Below are 19,748 nucleotides of genomic sequence, written 5' to 3' on the forward strand. Positions count from 1 at the left end.
GTCTATCGATCGGCCAGCAGCGCCCGCTCCTGCGCCCGCGTGAGCCCGGCACGTCGTTCGCGGTCGAGTCCGCGCTCCCGTTCGTCGGCGAGCACGCGCTCGATCGTGTCGACGAGCGGACGGAGCATCCCACCGGTCTCATGGAATGCCGCGTTCGAGCGGGTCATGAATCCCGTCATCTCGGGCGGGAGCCACAGCGGCAGGGAGTGCGGGCCGGCCCAGTGGTCCACGTCACGCGCGATGAGCCACTCCTCGTCCGCGACGACGGTCGCCCCGGTGTGCCCGGATGCAGCGCGGACCATCCGCAGCACATCCGCGAGAGGCCTCTCGTCGCCGACGGCGTTGACGGTCCGCTGCCTCGCGCGGTGACGATGTACTCCGCCAGATCGTCGACGTCGATCAACTGAGCGCTCCGCCCGTCCAGCGGGGGCAGCAGCACGGCGTCAGCGTCGGCACGAGCGAACGCGGCACTCCAGTAGCCGAAGCGGTCGCTCGGGTCTCCGTCGCCCACGATCAGGCCGGGACGCACCACGAGTGCCCGCTCCCCCAATCGGGCGACGGAGTCCTCGGCGGCGACCTTCTGCGCCGCGTACTCGTACTCGTCGCCGAGAACCGCCGCCGGGTGTCGTGGAGCCGATTCGTCCGCACCGACCGTCTCGTCATCGGAGTACACCGACACGGATGACACGTACGTCCATCGTGCCGCTCGATCGCCCAGCATCTCGACTGCCCGATCGACATGCGCCGCCTGGGAGGAGATGTCGACGACGTGGTCCCACTCCCGTCGTGCGAGGTCGGCGTAGGTCGAAGCCTCCTCGCGATCGCCACGCACCAGGACCGTTCCCTCCGGCGCGGGCCGTGTGCCTCGAGCGAGGCAGGTGACCGTGGCTCCGTGGTCGCGCCAGTGACCGGCGATGCGCCCGGAGAGCCACCCGGTGCCGCCCAGGATCAGAACATCCGTCATGGTGTGCCTGCACCCAACCGGTCAAGGCCTGCCAGCACCGGAACCGTCCAGGCGGGGTCGGGCCGCCAGCGGGTCCACGCGGAGTCGAACGGCCAGTCGTCGGCCTCGAACGACGCGATGGCCGCGTCCGCGTGCCGCTCGATCTGCGCGGCCTGCTCGGAGCTGAGCCGTCCCTGGGCGATCGCGGCGACGAGCTCATCCTCGTCCTTGAGGTGGATGCCGCCCGCCGGATCGATCTCGACGTCGAGGATATGGTCGGACGAGAAGGTGTCCCGGTCTGTCCGCAGATGCGCGTTCTCGAGATTCACGTACCACCCGGAGAACGCCCAGTCCGGCCCGGTGGTGTCGCTCCAGAACAGCCAGATCGACCACGGCATCCCCGCAGGGGCGATGCACAGCACCCCGTTGCCCCGCCAGCGCTCCACGATGCGCGTCCGCGGCTCGAGCCAGCGCCGGGCGAGAGGCACTTCCCGCACGCGCTGACCGTCGCTGGATCCCGGCGCCTCCTGGAGGGTCCCCGGAGCGAGCCAGGCCACGAGACCGCGCTCATCATCACGGACCACGCGCATCGGCGAGATCCTGGACGGCTCTCCCGGCTGCCACCCCGGTTTCCGATAATGCCAGTCGATCTGCGCGCCGGGCTCGAGGAACGGCCCCTCGCCGAGCGGTCGCGCCCCGTCGGGGACGGCGGCCGGAGTGCCCTGGGGGAGGATTCTCATCCCGCCACGGTACTCCGGCGACGGCCCGGATCGTCCGAGCGACGACACGGTCCGCCTCACACCGCGGATCGATCCTCAGTCGCGCAGCGTCGCTCCGAAGCGCTGCGCAGCGACCTCGACTCCGGCGAGCTTGGCCTCCGTGGCCTCCGCCGCGGTGAGGGTGCGGTCATCCGCCCGGAACCTCAGCGCGAAGGTCAGGCTCTTGGAACCCTCCGGAACGCCCTCTCCGCGGTAGTCGTCGACGAGGCGCACCGACTCCAGCAGCGTGCCCGCACCTTCGGCGAGGGCGGCCTGCACATCCGCGGCGGGGACCCCGGCCGGAACCAGGAGCGACACGTCCTGCGTAGCGGCGGGGAACGTCGACAGCGAAGCCGCGACGACCCGTCCGCCGGCAAGCGACAGGATGCGGTCGAGGTCGAGCTCGAACACGGTCGCGCGCCCGGGAAGATCGGCCCCCTCGGCGACAGCGGGGTGCAGCTCGCCGACGTATCCGACCTCTTCGCCTGCCACCAGGAGCGACCCGGTGCGCCCCGGGTGGAGGGCGGCGCGTTCGGCCTGGAGCACGTCGATGTCGACCCCGGCGGCTGCCACGATCACACGGACCGCGTCCAGAGCCTCCACGAGGCCGGCGGCCTCGGCGGGGCGACCGGGCTGGCGCGGTGCGACATGGCCGGTGAGGAGTCCGGAGACGAACCGGTGCTGTGGCGGGATCGAGGCGTTCAGCTCCGCGAGCGTCTCGTCGGACGGACGCTCCCCCAGCGGCGGCACCTCATCGGTGCCGTACTGCACACCCGGCTCGGGCAGGAAGACCACCCCGGTCTCGAAGATCGCGAGGTCGGTGAGCCCGCGGGAGATGTTGCGGTGCGCGGTCTGCAGCAGACCGGGGATCAGCGACCGGCGCAGGTACGGCGCCTGCCCGTCGAGCGGATTCGCCAGACGGATGCTCGGCAGGTGCTCGCCCGACGCGGAGCCGTGCAGATCGTTCTGCGCCTCCGTGGTGAACGGGAACGACGGCGTCTCGACCAGCCCCGCAGCAGCCAGAGCATCGGCCACGCGGCGGCGGCCCTGCTGGTGCGCGGTGAGGCCGCGCCCGGAGGGAGGCGTCGGCAGCACCGAGGGGATGCGGTCGAGCCCGTGGATGCGGGCGACTTCCTCGGCGAGCGTCCACTTGTCGGTGAGGTCGGGGCGCCAGGTCGGCGGGATGACCGTCCACCCGCCCTGGGTCCCTGAGCCGGTCGAAGGGCTGACCTCCGCGCCGATCGTCGTCAGCGCACCGGTGATCTCTTCATCGGTGTAGTCGACGCCGATGAGCCCCTGCACGAAGCCGGCGGGCAGCTCGATCTCCGCGACGAAGACCTCGGCGAACAGCGCGCCGCCCTCCTCCGTGAGCGTGCCCCCGGCGAACTCGACCATGAGGTCGGCCGCGCGCCGGGCCGCGACGAAGGGGATCAGCGGGTCGACGCCGCGCTCGAAACGCTTGGACGCCTCGCTGGGCAGCTTGTGACGACGAGCCGAACGGGCGATCGTGGTCGGGTCGAAGCTCGCCGCCTCGATCATCACGTTCCGGGTGGAGTCGCTCATCTCCGTCGTGCCGCCGCCCATGACGCCGGCCAGGCCGATCGGACCCGACTCGTCTGTGATGAGCAGGTCTTCGGTGTGCAGCGCGCGCTCGACGCCGTCGAGGGTGGTCATCCTCTCGCCCTCGTGTGCGCGGCGAACCGTGATCCCCCCGGTGAGCTTGTCGAGGTCGTAGCCATGCAGCGGCTGTCCGAGCTCGAGCATCACGTAGTTTGTGATGTCGATGAGCACGCCCAGCGACCGCATGCCGGCGAGGCTGAGCCGCGCCACCATCCACGGAGGAGTCGGACGTGAGGGATCGACGTCGCGGACGACGCGGGTCACGAACTCGCTGGCGCCGACGTTCCCACGCACAGGTGCGACGTCGTCGACCACGGTCGTGTGTCCGGTGCCCGGCTGGAGTTCGGCGAAGTCACGCTCCGCCGGGTCGCGGAAGGTCGCTCCGGTCGCGTGCGCGTACTCACGAGCCACCCCGCGCAGGGAGAAGGCGTAACCGCGGTCGGGCGTGACGTTGATCTCCACCGCGACGTCGTCGAGGCCGAGCAGGGCGATCGCGTCGGTGCCGACGGGCGCATCGATGCCGAGGTCGGACAGCACGACGATGCCGTTGTGCTCGTCACCGAGTCCCAGCTCGCGCGCAGAGGCGATCATGCCGTCCGACACATGACCGTAGGTCTTGCGGGCGGCGATCGGGAACGGACCGGGCAGCACCGCACCGGGCAGGGTCACGACGACCTTGTCCCCGACGACGAAGTTGTGCGCGCCGCAGACGATGCCACGGATGCCGCCGTTCGCCTCGCCGACGTCGACCTGGCACCAGTTGATGGTCTTGCCGTTGGACTGGGGCTCCGGCTCGAGCGAGACGACCTGGCCGACCACCACGGGGCCCGTGATGTCGAAGCGGTGCACGTCCTCCTCTTCGAAGCCGACGGTCACCAGGGCCGCGAGGACATCCTCGGGCGTGGCGTCCGCTGCCAGATCGACGTACTCACGCAACCACGAAAGCGGGACGCGCATCACACCACCATCCCGTACTGCTCGCTGAATCGGACATCGCCCTCGGCCATGTCGCGCATGTCCTGGACGTCGCTGCGGAACATCAGGCCCCGCTCGATGCCCATGCCGAACGCGAAGCCGCTGTATTCCTCCGGGTCGATCCCTGCCGCGCGCAGCACGTTCGGGTTGACCATGCCGCAGCCGCCCCACTCGATCCAGCGCGCACCGCCCTTGAAGGTGGGGTGCCACAGATCGAGTTCGGCGGACGGCTCGGTGAAGGGGAAGTAGTTGGTGCGGAAGCGCGTCTTGGCCTCGGGGCCGAAGAGCAGCTTCGCGAAGTGGTCGAGCGTGCCCTTGAGGTGCGCCATCGTGATGCCCTTGTCGATCACGAGTCCCTCGAACTGCGTGAACACCGGCAGGTGCGTGGCGTCGAACTCGTCGGTGCGATACACCCGGCCGGGGCACAGCACGTAGATGGGCACCTCGCGGTCGAGCATCGAGCGCACCTGCACCGGGCTCGTGTGCGTGCGCATCACGAGGTGACGCGAGGGCGGGTCCACGTAGAACGTGTCCTGCTCCTGGCGTGCGGGGTGGTCCACATCGAAGTTCAGTGCGTCGAAGTTGAACCACTCGTGCTCGAGCTCCGGTCCCTCCGCGATCTCCCAGCCCATGCCGACGAAGATGTCGCACACCTGGTCCTGCAGGAGCGTGAGCGGGTGTCGGGCGCCGACGCGCGTGCGCGAGGGCACGGCGGTGATGTCCACCCGCTCGGACTCGAGGCGCGCGGCGACCTCGGCCTCGGCGAGCTCGGCCTCCTTCGCGGCCAGCGCCTGGGTCACCTGCCCTCTCCCCTGGCCCACGAGCTTTCCGAATGCGGCCTTGTTCTCGGGAGCGACCTGGCGCATCGAGGCGTTCAGTACCGCGAGCGGCGATCCGTCGGCGACGTGTGCGGCGCGGGCTGCTTTCAGCTCGGCGGTGTCGGCGGCTGCGGCGATCGCCGCGAGGGCATCGGCAACAGCGGACTCGACCGCTTCCGGGGTGATTTCAGGAGACTCTGACACGAGAATCGAGTCTACCGGGGGCGTGCGGGTCCCTTTCGCGGATCAGCGCGCCTTCTCGGACCCATCTCCCTGCAGCACGATGAGCGAGGTGTTGGTCTCGCCTCCGTGCTGGCGGGGATCCGGCACCGCAAGCCCTGCCTTCGGCGAGCGCTTGGCACGCTTCTGCAGGCGGTAGGCGATGTAGGAGAGCAGGAGACACACGGCCACGTACATCGATCCGCCGACGATCGCCGCGGGGATCAGCGGGGAGCCGTAGGGCGCCTGGTTGCCGATCTGGTTGATGACGTAGAGGAGCTCCTGGTACGTGATGATGAAGCCGAGCGCGGTGTCCTTGAGCGCCACGACGAGCTGCGCGATGATCACCGGCATCATGGCTCGCACGGCCTGCGGGATCAGGATGAAGTACATCACCCCGGTCTTCCGCAGTCCGATCGCGTAACCGGCCTCCTTCTGTCCGCGGGGCAGCGACTCGATCCCGGCACGGAGCACCTCGGCGAGCACGGAGCCGTTGTAGACGATCAGGGCGATCACGACGGCCCAGTACGGCGGCATCTTCACGCCGATCACCGGAAGGCCGTAGTACAGCAGCATCATCAGGATGAGCACGGGCACCGCTCGCAGCACCTCGATGATCCACCGGACCGGCTCACGTACCCAGGCGTGCTCCGAGAGGCGGCCGATGCCGAGAAGGAAACCGAGGACGATGGATCCGACGCCGGCGACCGCGAACGCGGCCAGCGTGGCCAGCAGGCCTTCGCCGAAGCGGACCCAGACCGCGGAGAACGTGAAGATGTTCCACTTCTCTGCGGAGAACTGCCCGGTGGCGAACAGCCTCCACACCACCCAGCCGAGCACCGCGAGGACCACGAGCACCGTGGCGACTCCGATGAGCCTGTTGCGGGCGACGGCACGGGGGCCGGGGACGTCGAAAAGGACGGAACTCATCGCGCGATCCTCCACTTGTTCTCGAGAACGCGCTGCACCCAGGCGAGCAGCAGCACCAGCACCACGAACAGGACCATGACCCACAGGAGCACGACGAGCGCGTTCTCACCGCGTTCGCTGAGCGCCGCGCGGATGGTGCCGAGGTTGACGACCGAGAACCCTGCGGCCACCGTGGTGTTCTTCATGAGGGCGATGAGCACGCTCATCATGGGCGGGACGACGGAGCGCGTCGCCTGCGGCAGCACCACGTAGCGCATGACCTGGCCGAAGTTCAGGCCGATCGCCCGTGCGGCTTCCGCCTGGCCGACCGGCACGGTGTTGATGCCGGCTCGCAGCGCCTCCGCCACATAGGTCGCGGTGTAGATGCCGAGCGCGATCACGGCCAGCAGCAGGGAGTTCACCCGCTCCCCCAGCAGGATCGGAAGGCAGAAGGCGAAGAAGAACATGACCAGGGTCAGCGGTGTGTTGCGGATCCAGTTCACGTACACGCCACCGACGGCGCGGGCGATCGGGACCGGCGAGACACGTGCGGCCCCGACGATGAGTCCGAGGACCAGCGCGATGATGCCGCCGCCGAGGAACAGCACGATGGTTCCCCACAGTGCCTCTCCCCAGAGGTCGAGGTGGTCGGAGATGACTCCCACTGCTGCTCCTGTCGATTCGGGTTCTCGAAAGTGTCCTGCATGAGCGGGACGGCCGACCATGCCGACCGCCCCGCGGAGATCAACCGACCGGGTCGACCTCGGGCTGCGTCGCCTTGACGCCGGAGGCACCGAGGTTGTTGTCGAAGATCTGCAGCCAGATCTCGCCACCGTCGGTCAGCTGCGTGTTGAAGTACTCCACGAGGGCGTCGTCGCCCTTGGCGACGCCGATGCCGTAGCGCTCCTCGCTGAAGGGCTCACCGACGACCTTGAGGTTGTCCGGGTCCTGAGCCGCGTAGCCGATGAGGATCGCCTCATCGGTGGTGACCGCGTCCACCTGGCCGTTCTTCAGGTCCTCGACGCACTTGGAGTACGTGTCGTACTCCTTGGTGGGCACGTCGGGGTAGTTCGTCTTGATGTTCTGGATCGGCGTCGAGCCGGTCGCCGAGCAGACGGTCGTCGAGGAGTCGAGGTCGTCGACGCTCTTGATATCGCTGTCAGCTGCCACGAGGAGGCCCTGACCGGTGACGAAGTACGGACCGGCGAAGGAGATCTGCTCCTTGCGCTTGTCGGTGATCGAGTAGGTGCCGACGTAGTAGTCGATGTCGCCGTTCACGATGGCCTGCTCGCGGTTCGCGGAGGCGATCGCCTGGAACTCGATCTTCTCCGGGTCGACACCGAGAGATGCCGCCATCCAGCGGGCGATGTCGACGTCGAATCCGGTGCGGTCACCGGTCACGGGGTCGAGGTAGCCGAGACCGGGCTGGTCCTCCTTGACGCCGACCTTGATCTTTCCGGACGACTCGATCCGGTCGAACGTCGGGCTGCCGTCGATGCTGACGTCGGTCAGGACGGTCCAGGGCGTGCTGCTGGAGGAGTCACCTTCGTCGCCGCCTTCCGGGGCCCCCGTGCTGGACGGGGTTCCGCTGTTGCAGGCGGTGAGCGTCAGCAGCGCGGCTGCCGCGATTCCGATGCCTGCCAGTGTCCGTGTGCGTCGCATGTGCGTCTCCTTCGTGTGCTGTGTGTGCAGGGTCTGTGTGTGAGTGTGCGGGCGCGTCAGTGCGTGAGGAGCTTCGAGAGGAAGTCCTTGGCGCGATCGCTCTTCGGGTGCGTGAAGAACTCCTCGGGAGTCGCCTCCTCCACGATCCGTCCGTCCGCCATGAACACGACGCGGTCGGCGGCCTTGCGCGCGAAGCCCATCTCGTGCGTGACGACGATCATCGTCATCCCGTCCTGGGCGAGTTCGACCATGACGTCGAGCACCTCGTTGATCATCTCGGGGTCGAGCGCACTGGTGGGCTCGTCGAACAGCATCACCTTGGGCTGCATCGCGAGAGCGCGGGCGATGGCCACGCGCTGCTGCTGACCACCGGAGAGCTGGGCAGGGAGCTTCGAGGCCTGCTGGGCCACGCCGACGCGCTCGAGAAGCATCATCGCCTCCTTCTCGGCGTCGGCCTTCTTGATGCCGCGCACCTTGATCGGTCCGAGAGTCACGTTCTCGAGGATCGTGAGGTGGGCGAAGAGGTTGAACGACTGGAAGACCATGCCGACGTCGGCGCGCAGATGAGCCAGGCCCTTGCCCTCGGCCGGGAGCTCCTTGCCGTCGATGCGGATGCTCCCGCTGGTGATCGTCTCCAAGCGGTTGATCGTGCGGCACAGTGTCGACTTCCCAGAGCCGGACGGGCCGATCACGACGACGACCTCCCCCGAGTTCACGGTCAGATCGATGTCGGTGAGCGCCTGGAAGTCGCCGTAGTGCTTCTGGACGTTCTCGACCACGACGAGCGGGGTATCAGAGGTCATCATTTCTCCAAACTAGCCACGTCGGGCGCGGGTCTCCAGGCACCTCGGTGAGATTTACACGTTCGTAATCACCTGATCGCGGCACCAATGCTGCTGTGCATGGGTACCCCGCGGCCCGCCCCCACGGGCCGCGGAATCGTCCTGCTGCGATGCCCCAACGACAGTTGTGCAGCAGGCGACGATCGTGCGCGATCGACCTCACAATGGCAGAGCGCCGGCCCGCTGTCAGACTTCTTGAGGATTTCTTGAGCAGTCAACCGCGCAGGTCGCGGTAGTAGTCGATCGCACCATCGTGGAGAGGGACCGGACCGGTGAAGATCGCCGAGCGCCGATCCAGCAGCGCCGCGGTCGGCACCTCCCCCGCGATGCGCAGTCGCGCGTCGAAGAGCCCGGCCAGGACATCGTGCACGACGGCATCCGGCGTGGACGCGGCGGTGACGAGATAGTTGGGAACGGCCATCGTCGGCGCGGAGTCCGGTAGGCCGTATGTCCCCGCAGGGACATCGGCCTGCCGATAGGCATGCGAGTACCGTTCGTTCACGGCATTGACCCACTCGGGCTCGATCGGGAGCAGACGCACCGGAGCCCGCGAGGACAGTTCGGCCACGCCGGGAGTGGGCAGGCCCCCCACCCAGAAGAAGCCGTCGATCTCACCACGCTCCATCGCACCGATCGACGCGCTGAGGTCGAGCTGGGGGTCGCGGACGGAATCGAACGCGACGCCTGCCGCGTCGAGCACTCGGCCGGCGATCACGTTGACGCCGGAGTTCTCGGCGCCGAGCGAGATGGTGCGGCCTGCAAGATCGCCGATGTCGTCGATGTCCGAATCCCCCCGCACCACGACCTGAACGTACTCGTCGTACAGGCGGGCGAGAGCCTCCACCTCCAACGGCCGCTCGAAGGCGCCGGTGCCCGACACCGCGTCGGCGGCGGCATCCCCCTGCGCGAATCCGAGCAGGGCCTCGCCCGAACTCACCCGCAGCAGGTTGTCGACCGATCCCGCGGTCTCCTGCGCGACCATCCGGAGGTCCAGCCGGTCCGACAGCTCTTCCGCCAGGTGGCTGCCGTAGTCGTAGTACACACCGGTCGAACCCCCGCTGGCGATCGCGTACTCGACGTCGCTCCACTCGTCGGAGCGAGGGACGCACGCGGTCAACCCGGTCAGCAGCACGAACGCGAGTCCTCCCGCGAGAAGTCCCCTGGCGGCCGACCTCATGGCGTGGACCCGTCGTGCAGGACGAGCGCGACCTCGAGTCCGCCACCCTGTGCCGAAGAGACCGCCAGCTCTCCCCCGATCGTCTCCAGCAGATCGCTCGCGATCGCCAGCCCGAGTCCTGACCCCGGTGTGTCCCCGGTGTCGGCGTTGCGCCAGAACCGGTCGGTCGCCGCAGCTGCCTGCTCGTCGGTGAGGCCCGGACCGTGATCGCGGACCGTGATCCGACAGACGCTTCCTTCCCGTCTTGCCCCGATCTCGATGTGCGCCCCCTCGGGCGAGAACTTCACGGCATTGTCGATCACGGCATCCAGCGCGCTCTCCACGATCGTGCGGTCGGTCACGCTCATCACCGATGACACACCGGTGGAGCGCAGCCCGACTCCGCGCTGAGCCGCGACATCGCGCCATGCTTCCCGGCGACGAGCGGCCAGAGTCGCCAGATCCACAGCGGAGATGGTCGAGTCGCCACGGCCGCCGCGCGCGAGGCCGAGAAGTGTCTCGAGGATGCGGGTCATCCGGCGCCCCTCCTCCCTCGTCTCCTCGACGTCTCCCTGCCACTCGTCGCCGAGTCCCGTCGCCAGATGCTCCACTCTCAGGAGCAGAGCATTGAGGGGGTTGCGCAGTTCGTGTGAGGCGTTGAGCGCGAACTCCTGCTGCCTCGTCATCACCCGTTCGATCTCGTCGGCCATGCCGTTGAACACCTGCGCCATGCGGCGGAGCTCCGGCGGACCGTCGTCCGCAGCAACGCGCGCGTCCATCTCGCCGCGCTCGATCGCGACCATGGCCTCGTCGAGTCGGCGCACCGGCGAGAGCACCCAACGCGCGAGCCGGAAAACCAGGAGCACGCCGAGCGCGATGAGCACGCCCGCGATCGCCGAGATGAGCAGGAGCTGGTGCAGGATCGCGGCGCGCGGAGCCGCCACATCTCCGGCGACGAGCACGGCGCCTATCACGTCACCGTCATCGAACACCGGCTCGGCCAATGCGGAATCCGAGACGCTCCACGGGAACACCACCGTCGGCTGCTCGGCTCGTCGACCGGAGAGCGCCAGCTTGACGCGCTCGGCATCGTCTTCGCGAAGCACCGCCGGGTCCTGATCCGCTGCGGCCCACACGCCGCCCCCGAGATCGAACACGGTCACCTCGATCCCGTAGACCTCGCGGAACCGCTCCACCTCCGCCTCGATCACGGCAGCACTGCCGGAACGCAGAGCCTGGCGCGCGCTCGTGACGAAGTAGCCGAGGTCGCCGATCTGCTGCGCATAGAAGGCCTGCTGCACGCTCTGGGCGGCGCTCCACCCCGCGGCACCGCCGAGTCCGGCCAGGATCGCGACGAGCGGTATCAGGAACACGAGGATGAGGCGACGACGCACGACTCAGGACCCTGCCAGCCGATAGCCGACCCCGCGGACCGTCTCGATGACCCCGCGGACCCCGGTCTTCTTCCTGATCGCCCCGACGTGCACCTCCAGAGAATGGCCGAATCCTCGCCAGTCGGTGTTCCACACCTCGCGGATCAGCCGGTCCTTCGGCACCGCCACTCCCGGGTAGCGGGCCAGGACGGCGATGATGTCGAACTCCTTGCGCGTGAGGTCGATGGCCGCGCCGTCGACCAGCACCTGGCGAGCGATCAGATCGACCTGCACGCCGCCTCCGTGGAGCAGGACGCGCGCATCCGCCTCGGGCCTCATCGGCCTGGATCGCCGTGTGACCGCCTCGATCCGCGCCAGGAGCTCGTGCACATCGTAGGGCTTCACCACGAAGTCATCGGCTCCGGCGCGGAGCCCTTTGATGCGCTCCGCGACCTGGCTGCGGGCGGTCACGATCACGATCGGGACCTCGGAGCGGCCCCTGATCCGGCGACACAGGTCGACCCCGTCGACGTCGGGCAGACCGAGATCGAGCAGCACCACCTCGGTGTCCGCTCCGAGAAGACCCAGCGCAGACGCTCCATCCGCCGCGCGGACGGTCGCGTACCCGGACCGGGCGAGAAACGCCTCCAGTGCGCCTGCGACCCGGTCGTCGTCTTCGACGATCAGAATCCTCATCGACTCCGCTTCCCGCTTCCCCCGGCGTCCGTCACCTCAGTCGACGGACGTCGCCCGCTGAGCGAATGCGCTTTCATACAGGCAGACGCTGGCGGCCGTCGCCAGATTGAGCGACTCGGCTCGGCCGAAGATCGGAAGCTTGAGCACGCGGTCCGCGAGATCCAGCGCCTCGTCTTCGAGTCCGCGCGCCTCGTTGCCGAAGAGCCATCCCGTCGGCTCGGCCAGCACGCCCTCCGCGCGCGCTTCCAACAGGTCATCGCCCTTCACGTCCGCCGCGAGGATGCGCAGACCTGCGGCGTGAGCACGCTTCACGACTTCGGCGAGGTCGCCCCCGACCGAGACGGGAAGGTGGAACAGGGACCCTGTGGTCGCGCGCACCACCTTCGGGTTGTACGGATCGACGGTGCGACCGGTCAGGACGACGGCATCCGCACCCGCGGCATCCGCTGCCCGGATGATCGTGCCGAGGTTCCCTGGATCCCGCACCTCCTCGCAGATCGCCACCAGTCGCGGCGAGGCGTCGAAGATGTCGCGCACCGACGTCGGCGTCTGCTGCACGACGGCGACGAGGCCTTGCGGTGTGACGGTGTCGGCCATGGCGTTGAGCACGTACTCGGTGACGTACTCGACCTCGATGTCCGCCTCTGCGGCCTTCGCGCGGATGTCGGGGTGCCGCTCCCAGCCGTTCGGCGTCGCGAAGAGCTCGACGATCGCCTCGGGACGGTAGGTGAGCGCCTCGCGCACCGACTGCGGGCCCTCCAGAAGGAACAGGCCTGTCTCAGTCCTCGCGCTGCGTTTGGTCAGCTTCGCGACAGCACGGACTCGGGGCGAACGGGGGTTCTCCAGCACGATCACAGTCTAGGGAACGCACGGCCCTCTCCCGCACCATCCGGGTAGGGTGCCTGCATGACGATCGATGCCGCGGTGAGGAGCTCCCGTCGGCGGATCGTCCTCGCAGTGCTCGCCGTCGCGATGGTCGCGATCGGGCTCGTCATCCATCGCAGTGGGGGCGGGGTCGTGGGCGACGTCATCGGCGATGCGCTGTACGCCGTGCTCATCTATCTGCTCGTCGCCCTGATCGCCGCGCGGTGCCGCCCCCTCGCGCCGGCCCTCGTCTCCTTCGTGTTCTGCGCCGGCGTCGAACTGTTCCAGCTCACCGGTATCCCTCGCGAGTGGGGATCGGCACTCCCCCCGATCCGCCTCGTCCTCGGCTCCGGATTCGATGGACGCGACATCCTCGTCTACGCGGGTGCCGTCGCCATGGCCGCTCTCGTCGACCTCGCGGTCAGCCGCGCGGCAGTCCTCGCCACGCCGGGAAACACCACAGGGCGCCCTCCCGAAGGAGAGCGCCCTGTGTGAAGAGGTGCTTACGCAGCCGACTTCGGCGCGTTGACGTCGGAGGGAAGAGCCTTCTTCGCCGTCTCGACCAGCGTCGTGAACGTGGCAGCGTCGTTGACCGCGAGGTCGGCGAGCATGCGACGGTCGACCGTGACACCCGCGAGGCCGAGGCCCTGGATGAAGCGGTTGTACGTCATGCCGTTCTGGCGGGCCGCAGCGTTGATGCGCTGGATCCACAGACGACGGAAGTCGCCCTTGCGCTTGCGACGGTCACGGTACGAGTAGACCAGCGAGTGGATGACCTGCTCTTTGGCCTTGCGGTAGAGGCGCGAACGCTGTCCGCGGTAACCGGAGGCGCGCTCGAGGATGACCCGGCGCTTCTTGTGGGCGTTTACTGCCCGCTTGACTCTTGCCATTTTCCTGTGTTCCTATTCGTGCGTTCGGCGCGCGTCAGCGACCGAGAAGCTTCTTCGCGACCTTGGTGTCAGCCTTCGACAGGACCTGGTCCTGGTTCAGACGACGCGTGCGACGGCTCGACTTGTGCTCGAGGTTGTGGCGCATCCCGGCCTGCTGCTTCTTCAGCTTTCCGCTGCCGGTGATCTTGAAGCGCTTCTTAGCACCCGAGTGGGTCTTCTGCTTCGGCATCTTCTCTTCCTTCGTATGGCGCCTTCTCAGGCGACGGTGTCAACCCGCGGTGCGGGAGTTCTGGGGCGGGTACTACTCCGCAGTGGTGGCGGCGGCCTCGTTCTTCGCCTCGCGCGCAGCCTGCTTCTTGTCCGCGCGCTGAGCATCGCGCACGGCGTTCTGCTCCTGCTTCGCCTCGGACTTGCTCTTGAGCGGAGCCACGACCATCACCATGTTGCGACCGTCGATGGTCGGGTTCGACTCGACGGTGCCGAACTCGGCGACGTCCTCGGCGAACTTGCGCAGCAGACGCACACCCTGCTCGGGACGCGACTGCTCGCGACCGCGGAACAGGATCATGGCCTTGACCTTGTCGCCGGCCTTGAGGAAGCCCTCGGCACGCTTGAGCTTGGTCGTGTAGTCGTGAGCCTCGATCTTCAGACGGAAGCGCACTTCCTTGAGGATCGTGTTCGCCTGGTTGCGGCGAGCTTCCTTTTCCTTCTGGGCGGCCTCGTACTTGAACTTGCCGTAGTCCATGATCTTGACGACGGGCGGCTTCGAGTTCGGGGCGACCTCGACGAGGTCGAGATCGGCTTCCTGCGCGAGGCGCAGTGCGGCTTCGATGCGGACGACGCCGATCTGCTCACCCGCGGGGCCGACGAGGCGGACCTCGGGGACGCGGATGCGCTCATTGGTACGGGGATCGCTGATGCGGAACTCCTTAGACGATGTGATTCGGCCACCGCGACGCTGTCTGCATCACGGGCGAAATCGGAATCGTCCCCACCCACCGGCATTCAGACGCCGGCTCCGCACCCTGTCTGCCGGCTCCTTCTTTCGAACGGAGCCGGTGGAGTGCAAGACCCGGTAGCCTTGAACGGCAAGCGCGGGTGGGAAGTGAATCCTCTTTCGTTCCGGAGCATGACGCTCCGGAGCCCGCCAAAGTCTAACAGAAAGCAAGGCGAAGTGACGAACCAGGCACCGGACGAGGCGGCACGCGAGCGCGAAGAGCGTTGGGCACGTCAGGAGGAGGCCGCATCGTCGGCCACCCGCGACATCGCCGATGTACCCGCAGTCGAGGTGATCACCACCGCCGCCGTGCACCTCATGAGCGCGGCAGCCGTCAAGCTCGGGCTCGCCGACGATCCGGACGCCGCAGCGCAGCTCGACCTCGACGAGGCGCGCAAGCTCATCAACTCCCTCGCCGGGCTCATCACCGCCGGCGCTCCGGAGATCAGCGACATGCACGCGCGGTCCCTGCGCGACGGTCTCCGCTCACTCCAGCTCGCCTTCCGCGAGGCGTCCACGATCCCCGATCCGATCGGCAAGGGACCGGGCGAGAAGTGGACCGGCCCGGTCAACTAGCTGCCGCGGGCTCGACGACCAGAGGGTCGGCCGAGGCCGGGCCGGGGCATTGCCCTTCGGTGCGAGTCCAGGAGATCTCCTGTTCCGACTCGTGGATGACGGCACCCTGCGCATCGAACAACCGGATGTCGACCAGGTCGGGCGTGGACATGTCGAAGGACATGCTCCACGTGCCGTCGGCCGACGGAGACGCCGAGAACAAGTTCGCGGACGAGCTCGCATCCTCCCCCGGCCCCGGTGAGCACTGCCCGTCCGCGCAGAACTGGAGGTCGGTCGCCGCCGGGAAGGCGCTCACGTCGACGACGACCGTGCTGATGTAGGCGATCGCCGGGCACGCGTTGACCACGCAGCCGGAAGTGCCGGCGACGGCGCCTCCGAGCAGCACGACGGCGGCGAGGGCTCGCAACAGAGTCCGGGGCATGTCCCCGAGCGTAGCGAAGCGATTCAGGCGCTGCGGCGGAGCTTCACGGTGAGGGAGTCGACGAGCACGGCGATCCGGTCGTCCGATGCCCAGCGAGACGCGAGACGCGAGAGCACGGCGTCGAGCACCTCGCGTTCGAGTCCGTCGACCAGCTCGAGGACCACGATGAGCTCGGGCCCGCGCAGACGGGCGTCGGGGTCCCCGGAAGCCACAGCCACGTCGATGACGGCCAGTTCGTGGGCCACGCTCTCCTGCAGCGCCGTGAACACCTCGGTCGACAGGAAGCTCGGCTCCCAGCGCTGCTCCTGAGCGATCGCCCACACGGCAGGACGCCGGATGACGAACTCGGTGTCGGACGTCGGGTCGAGCACGATCAGGTCGGTGTCCTCCGACGAGGCGGCCAGCGCCGCGCGGATAGCCTCGACGGGGATGGGTCGCGCCGTCGGGTCCCACGCCTGCATCGCCTGGACCGACGAGAACACCGGCTGCACGCGCCGACCATCCGGAGCCGCGACCGTGACGATGGAGAGCTCCTGCGTCTTGTCAACGGTGAGGCCGTTGGGGGCGATCCCCTCCTCCCCCTTCTCCGCGATGAGGGGCACCAGCACACGGGCGGCACGGAAGGCGTCGACGACCTCGGACTGGCTGCCCTGGCCGGCGCGGAAGCGCAGCAGCGCCGCCAGCAGCGCGGGGTCGGCGGAACCGTCGTCCGCGGCGTGCGGATTCGACTCGAAGCTGCGCCCCTCCCACGGGACGCCTGCTGAATCGCCGTGGTTGTGCGGCTCGGGGCCGCACGCGTGCGCGTCAGTCTCCTGCGACATCCAGTGCCTCAGCCAGCGTGAAGGCGCCGGCGTAGAGTGCCTTGCCGACGATCGCGCCCTCGACGCCCAACGGCACGAGGTCGCGGAGCGCGGCGATGTCGTCCAGGCTCGAGATGCCGCCTGACGCGACCACCGGCTTCGGGGTGCGAGAGGTGACCTCACGGAGAAGGTCGAGGTTCGGACCGCGGAGGGTTCCGTCCTTCGTGACGTCGGTGACCACGTAGCGGCTGCAGCCGGCGTCTTCGAGGCGGTCGAGCACCTCCCAGAGGTCCCCGCCCTCCTTGGTCCATCCGCGGGCGGCGAGCGTCGTTCCGCGCACATCGAGACCGACGGCGATCGCCTCGCCGTAACGGCCGATCACGTCGGCAGCCCACTCCGGATTCTCCAGCGCCGCCGTGCCCAGGTTGATCCGCGTCGCGCCGCTCTCCAGAGCCGCCTCCAGCGTCGCGTCGTCGCGGATACCACCCGAAAGCTCGATGTTCACGCCCTTGAACTGCTTGATGACCTTGCGCAGGATCGGCGCGTTGCTGCCCCGACCGAAGGCCGCGTCGAGGTCGACCAGGTGGATCCAGGAGGCGCCCTGCGACACCCACTCCCCTGCGGCGTCCAACGGGTCGCCATAGCTGGTCTCGGTTCCGGCCTCGCCCTGAGTCAGTCGGACGGCCTTGCCCCCGGCGACATCGACCGCGGGAAGGAGCGTGAGCGAGGGGGACTGCGCGAAGTCGTTCATGGGGTCCTTGGATCGGGAAGCTCTTCGGCCCGGTGCGGGCACGAGAACCGAGGGTAGTCCGCCGGGCGGCGGGGAACAAAACGGGTGACGCCGGCGGGCGTCGTCAGAGACTCTCGACCCAGTTGCGCAGCAGCTGGATACCTGCTTCGCCGGACTTCTCCGGGTGGAACTGCGTCGCCGACAGCGGGCCGTTCTCCACGGCGGCGAGGAAGGGATCGCCGTAGGTCGTCCAGGTCAGGACGGGTTCCGGGAACGGCGGAATGACCTCGAGCTGCCAGGACTGGGCGGCGTAGGAGTGCACGAAGTAGAAGCGCTCCTGCTCGATGCCGCGGAAGAGCACGCTGTCGGAACCGGGCGCGACGGTGTTCCAGCCCATGTGCGGAAGCACCGGCGCGTTGAGCTCGGTGACGGCTCCGGGCCACTCTCCGAGCCCTGCGGTATCACGCCCACGCTCGACGCCGTGCTCGAACAGCACCTGCATCCCGACGCAGATGCCGAGGACGGGACGGCCACCGGCCAGACGGCGGTCGATGATCTCGTCGCCTCCGTGCGCACGCAGGGCATCGCGAACCGCCTGGAACGCGCCGACGCCGGGAACGACCAGGCCGTCCGCCTCGAGGGCGGTGGTACGGTCGCGCGTCAGCACGGCGTCGGCACCGGCAGCCACGAGAGCCTTGACGGCCGAGTGGACGTTGCCCGACTCGTAGTCGAACACCGCGACGCGAGGAGCCGACGTCACAGCGCGCCCTTGGTGGACGGAATGCCGTCGACGAGCGGATCCAGCGCCTTCGCCTGACGGAACGCACGCGCGAACGCCTTGTACTCCGCTTCCGCGATGTGGTGCGGGTCGCGGCCGCCGAGCACACGCACGTGCACCGTGAGAGCGGCATTGAACGTGATGGCTTCGAAGGAGTGGCGGACGAGCGACCCTGTGAAGTGTCCGCCGATCAGGTGGTGCTCGAACCCCTCGGGCTCCCCCGTGTGCACGAGGTACGGGCGGCCCGAGATGTCGACCACGGCCTGCGCGAGCGCCTCGTCGAGGGGGACGAGGGCGTCTCCGTACCGGGAGATGCCGGACTTGTCGCCGAGGGCTTCGAGGATCGCCTGTCCGAGCACGATCGAGACGTCTTCCACGGTGTGGTGTGCGTCGATGTGGGTGTCACCCGAGGCGCGCACGGTGAGGTCGGTCAGCGAGTGCTTCGCGAACGCCGTGAGCATGTGGTCGAAGAAGGGCACCGAGGTGTCGATGTGGCTCACGCCGGTCCCGTCGAGGTTCAGCTCGAGCTCGACGGTGGACTCCGACGTGCGGCGCACACGGCTCGCGGTGCGCGGGGTCGGTGCGGAAGTGCTCATGAAGCCGATCCTATCGAGGCAAGAGCATCAAGGAACGCGGTGGTCTCGGCCTCGGTGCCCGCGCTCACCCTCAGGTGTCCTGGGATGCCGACATCGCGTACCAGCACCCCCTGGTCGTACAGCTGCTGCCAGGTGGCCTTCGGGTCGGAGACTCCACCGAACAGCACGAAGTTCGACCAGGATTCGTGCGGCTGGTAACCCAGCGCCTCGAGAGTCGCCGTGATGCGGTCGCGCTGCTCGACGATCTCCTCGACCATGCCGAGCATGACGTCGGCATTGCGCAGCGCCGCGATGGCCGCCGCCTGGGTGAGTGCGCTCAGGTGGTACGGCAGACGCACCAACCGCAGCGCGTCGATGAACGCCGGGTCGGCCGCGAGATACCCGACACGGGCTCCGGCGAACGCGAAGGCCTTGCTCATCGTGCGCGAGACGGCCAGACGCGGCCGCCCCTCGAGCAGCGTCAGTGCGGAGACCGCGTCATGCGGCGCGAACTCCTGGTAGGCCTCGTCGACGATCACTATGCCCCTGGCAGCCTCATACACCGCTTCGATGACGTCGAGTCCGAGCGGCGTGCCGGTGGGGTTGTTGGGAGAGCAGAGGATGACCACGTCCGGCTCGGCGGCCCGCACCTGCTCGGCCGCCTCCTCCGGAGTGATGGTGTAGTCGGGCTGACGCGTACCGGCGATCCACCGCGCACCGGTGCCCTGCGCGATGAGCGGGTACATCGAATAGGTCGGCGCGAACCCGAAAGCCGTGCGACCAGGGCCTCCGAAGGCCTGCAGGATGTGCTGGAGCACCTCATTGGACCCGTTGCCCGCCCAGATCTGCTCGGGGACGAGACCGTGGCCCAGGTACTCCGCGAAAGACTCGCGAAGCGTGGTGAACTCACGATCCGGGTAGCGGTTGACATCACGGATCGCGACGGCGATGTCATCGAGGATGTCGCTCGCCACCGCATCGGGGATCGGATGCGTGTTCTCATTCACGTTGAGCGCGATGGGAAGCGGCGCCTGTGGAGCACCGTATGGCTTCAATCCGCGGAGATCGTCACGTAGCGGGAGATCGTTGAGGGAGAGGGTCACCCTTCCCATGCTAGGCGGCGCTTGAGGTTGATGACGCAAAGTC

The 19,748-nt window shown here is 68.4% G+C and carries 24 protein-coding genes; 2 read left to right on the forward strand and 22 right to left on the reverse strand.

What is annotated here, in order from left to right:
• Positions 1-2: 2 nt before the first annotated feature.
• The 13 genes from ILP86_RS19950 to ILP86_RS16995 form a co-directional block, all read right to left on the reverse strand.
• Positions 3-167, reverse strand: a complete 165-nt coding sequence (locus tag ILP86_RS19950) for a hypothetical protein (RefSeq protein WP_308431969.1) — start codon at positions 165-167, stop codon at positions 3-5.
• 8 nt (positions 168-175) lie between these two features.
• On the reverse strand, positions 176-964 hold the full coding sequence (locus ILP86_RS16940; protein ID WP_308431970.1) for an NAD-dependent epimerase/dehydratase family protein: 789 nt from the start codon (positions 962-964) through the stop codon (positions 176-178).
• Positions 961-1,683 carry a DUF402 domain-containing protein gene (locus tag ILP86_RS16945; RefSeq protein ID WP_052748799.1) on the reverse strand — a complete coding sequence of 241 codons (723 nt, stop codon included), beginning with the start codon at positions 1,681-1,683 and terminating at the stop codon, positions 961-963. The genes ILP86_RS16940 and ILP86_RS16945 overlap by 4 nt, the downstream gene beginning before the upstream one ends.
• Before the next feature lie 75 nt (positions 1,684-1,758).
• Entirely contained in the window at positions 1,759-4,278 is a 2,520-nt protein-coding gene (gene pheT, locus ILP86_RS16950; protein WP_193762517.1) for a phenylalanine--tRNA ligase subunit beta, read from the reverse strand.
• Positions 4,278-5,318: a phenylalanine--tRNA ligase subunit alpha gene (pheS, locus tag ILP86_RS16955; RefSeq protein WP_046749026.1), complete on the reverse strand. Its 1,041-nt coding sequence runs from the start codon at positions 5,316-5,318 to the stop codon at positions 4,278-4,280. The genes pheT and pheS overlap by 1 nt, the downstream gene beginning before the upstream one ends.
• A 42-nt stretch (positions 5,319-5,360) precedes the next feature.
• Positions 5,361-6,263, reverse strand: coding sequence for an amino acid ABC transporter permease (locus ILP86_RS16960; RefSeq protein ID WP_193762518.1), 903 nt, complete (start codon positions 6,261-6,263; stop codon positions 5,361-5,363).
• The gene (locus ILP86_RS16965; protein WP_046749025.1) at positions 6,260-6,907 is read right to left on the reverse strand and encodes an amino acid ABC transporter permease; all 648 of its coding nucleotides are present in this window, start codon (positions 6,905-6,907) and stop codon (positions 6,260-6,262) included. The genes ILP86_RS16960 and ILP86_RS16965 overlap by 4 nt, the downstream gene beginning before the upstream one ends.
• A 79-nt stretch (positions 6,908-6,986) precedes the next feature.
• Positions 6,987-7,904 (reverse strand): glutamate ABC transporter substrate-binding protein, encoded by a 918-nt coding sequence (locus ILP86_RS16970; RefSeq protein ID WP_193762519.1) that lies wholly within the window; start codon positions 7,902-7,904, stop codon positions 6,987-6,989.
• A 56-nt stretch (positions 7,905-7,960) separates the two neighbouring features.
• On the reverse strand, positions 7,961-8,710 hold the full coding sequence (locus ILP86_RS16975; protein WP_082108708.1) for an amino acid ABC transporter ATP-binding protein: 750 nt from the start codon (positions 8,708-8,710) through the stop codon (positions 7,961-7,963).
• Positions 8,711-8,960: 250 nt separating this feature from the next.
• Positions 8,961-9,923 (reverse strand): TAXI family TRAP transporter solute-binding subunit, encoded by a 963-nt coding sequence (locus ILP86_RS16980; RefSeq protein WP_193762520.1) that lies wholly within the window; start codon positions 9,921-9,923, stop codon positions 8,961-8,963.
• A complete protein-coding gene (locus tag ILP86_RS16985; protein WP_141370103.1) occupies positions 9,920-11,296 on the reverse strand; it encodes a HAMP domain-containing sensor histidine kinase in 1,377 nt (458 codons plus the stop codon). The genes ILP86_RS16980 and ILP86_RS16985 overlap by 4 nt, the downstream gene beginning before the upstream one ends.
• 3 nt (positions 11,297-11,299) lie before the next feature.
• A complete protein-coding gene (locus tag ILP86_RS16990) occupies positions 11,300-11,971 on the reverse strand; it encodes a response regulator transcription factor (protein WP_046749021.1) in 672 nt (223 codons plus the stop codon).
• 36 nt (positions 11,972-12,007) lie between these two features.
• Entirely contained in the window at positions 12,008-12,820 is an 813-nt protein-coding gene (locus ILP86_RS16995; RefSeq protein ID WP_045263330.1) for an RNA methyltransferase, read from the reverse strand.
• Between the two features lie 57 nt (positions 12,821-12,877).
• On the opposite strand from ILP86_RS16995, the gene ILP86_RS17000 reads away from it, so the two are divergent.
• Positions 12,878-13,330 carry a DUF2809 domain-containing protein gene (locus ILP86_RS17000; protein ID WP_193762521.1) on the forward strand — a complete coding sequence of 151 codons (453 nt, stop codon included), beginning with the start codon at positions 12,878-12,880 and terminating at the stop codon, positions 13,328-13,330.
• Between the two features lie 8 nt (positions 13,331-13,338).
• Here ILP86_RS17000 and rplT read toward each other — a convergent pair whose 3' ends face one another.
• From rplT to infC, 3 genes are all read right to left on the reverse strand, one after another.
• Positions 13,339-13,725, reverse strand: coding sequence for a 50S ribosomal protein L20 (rplT, locus tag ILP86_RS17005; RefSeq protein WP_017202428.1), 387 nt, complete (start codon positions 13,723-13,725; stop codon positions 13,339-13,341).
• Positions 13,726-13,759: 34 nt separating this feature from the next.
• Positions 13,760-13,954 (reverse strand): 50S ribosomal protein L35, encoded by a 195-nt coding sequence (rpmI, locus tag ILP86_RS17010; RefSeq protein WP_017828564.1) that lies wholly within the window; start codon positions 13,952-13,954, stop codon positions 13,760-13,762.
• Between the two features lie 72 nt (positions 13,955-14,026).
• Positions 14,027-14,668, reverse strand: coding sequence for a translation initiation factor IF-3 (infC, locus tag ILP86_RS17015; protein ID WP_082108707.1), 642 nt, complete (start codon positions 14,666-14,668; stop codon positions 14,027-14,029).
• A gap of 231 nt (positions 14,669-14,899) precedes the next feature.
• Here infC and ILP86_RS17020 point away from each other — a divergent pair, with 231 nt between their 5' ends.
• Positions 14,900-15,298, forward strand: a complete 399-nt coding sequence (locus tag ILP86_RS17020; RefSeq protein WP_046749018.1) for a DUF1844 domain-containing protein — start codon at positions 14,900-14,902, stop codon at positions 15,296-15,298.
• On the opposite strand, the gene ILP86_RS17025 is transcribed toward ILP86_RS17020, so the two are convergent.
• The 6 genes from ILP86_RS17025 to ILP86_RS17050 all read right to left on the reverse strand — a co-directional run bounded on the left by ILP86_RS17025 (position 15,291) and on the right by ILP86_RS17050 (position 19,705).
• Positions 15,291-15,719, reverse strand: coding sequence for a hypothetical protein (locus ILP86_RS17025; protein ID WP_058632210.1), 429 nt, complete (start codon positions 15,717-15,719; stop codon positions 15,291-15,293). The two genes, ILP86_RS17020 and ILP86_RS17025, sit on opposite strands and share 8 nt — an antisense overlap.
• Before the next feature lie 23 nt (positions 15,720-15,742).
• Positions 15,743-16,540, reverse strand: a complete 798-nt coding sequence (locus ILP86_RS17030; RefSeq protein ID WP_113681492.1) for an SseB family protein — start codon at positions 16,538-16,540, stop codon at positions 15,743-15,745.
• Positions 16,524-17,270 (reverse strand): bifunctional 1-(5-phosphoribosyl)-5-((5-phosphoribosylamino)methylideneamino)imidazole-4-carboxamide isomerase/phosphoribosylanthranilate isomerase PriA, encoded by a 747-nt coding sequence (priA, locus tag ILP86_RS17035; protein ID WP_046749015.1) that lies wholly within the window; start codon positions 17,268-17,270, stop codon positions 16,524-16,526. Before priA ends, ILP86_RS17030 begins: the two co-directional genes overlap by 17 nt.
• A 103-nt stretch (positions 17,271-17,373) precedes the next feature.
• Positions 17,374-18,009, reverse strand: a complete 636-nt coding sequence (gene hisH, locus ILP86_RS17040; RefSeq protein WP_193762522.1) for an imidazole glycerol phosphate synthase subunit HisH — start codon at positions 18,007-18,009, stop codon at positions 17,374-17,376.
• Positions 18,006-18,623 carry an imidazoleglycerol-phosphate dehydratase HisB gene (gene hisB / locus ILP86_RS17045; RefSeq protein WP_113681491.1) on the reverse strand — a complete coding sequence of 206 codons (618 nt, stop codon included), beginning with the start codon at positions 18,621-18,623 and terminating at the stop codon, positions 18,006-18,008. Before hisB ends, hisH begins: the two co-directional genes overlap by 4 nt.
• On the reverse strand, positions 18,620-19,705 hold the full coding sequence (locus ILP86_RS17050; RefSeq protein WP_058632208.1) for a histidinol-phosphate transaminase: 1,086 nt from the start codon (positions 19,703-19,705) through the stop codon (positions 18,620-18,622). Before ILP86_RS17050 ends, hisB begins: the two co-directional genes overlap by 4 nt.
• Positions 19,706-19,748: the final 43 nt, after the last annotated feature.

It is taken from the genome of Microbacterium sp. R1 (assembly GCF_015159725.1).
Taxonomy (GTDB): domain Bacteria; phylum Actinomycetota; class Actinomycetes; order Actinomycetales; family Microbacteriaceae; genus Microbacterium; species Microbacterium oxydans.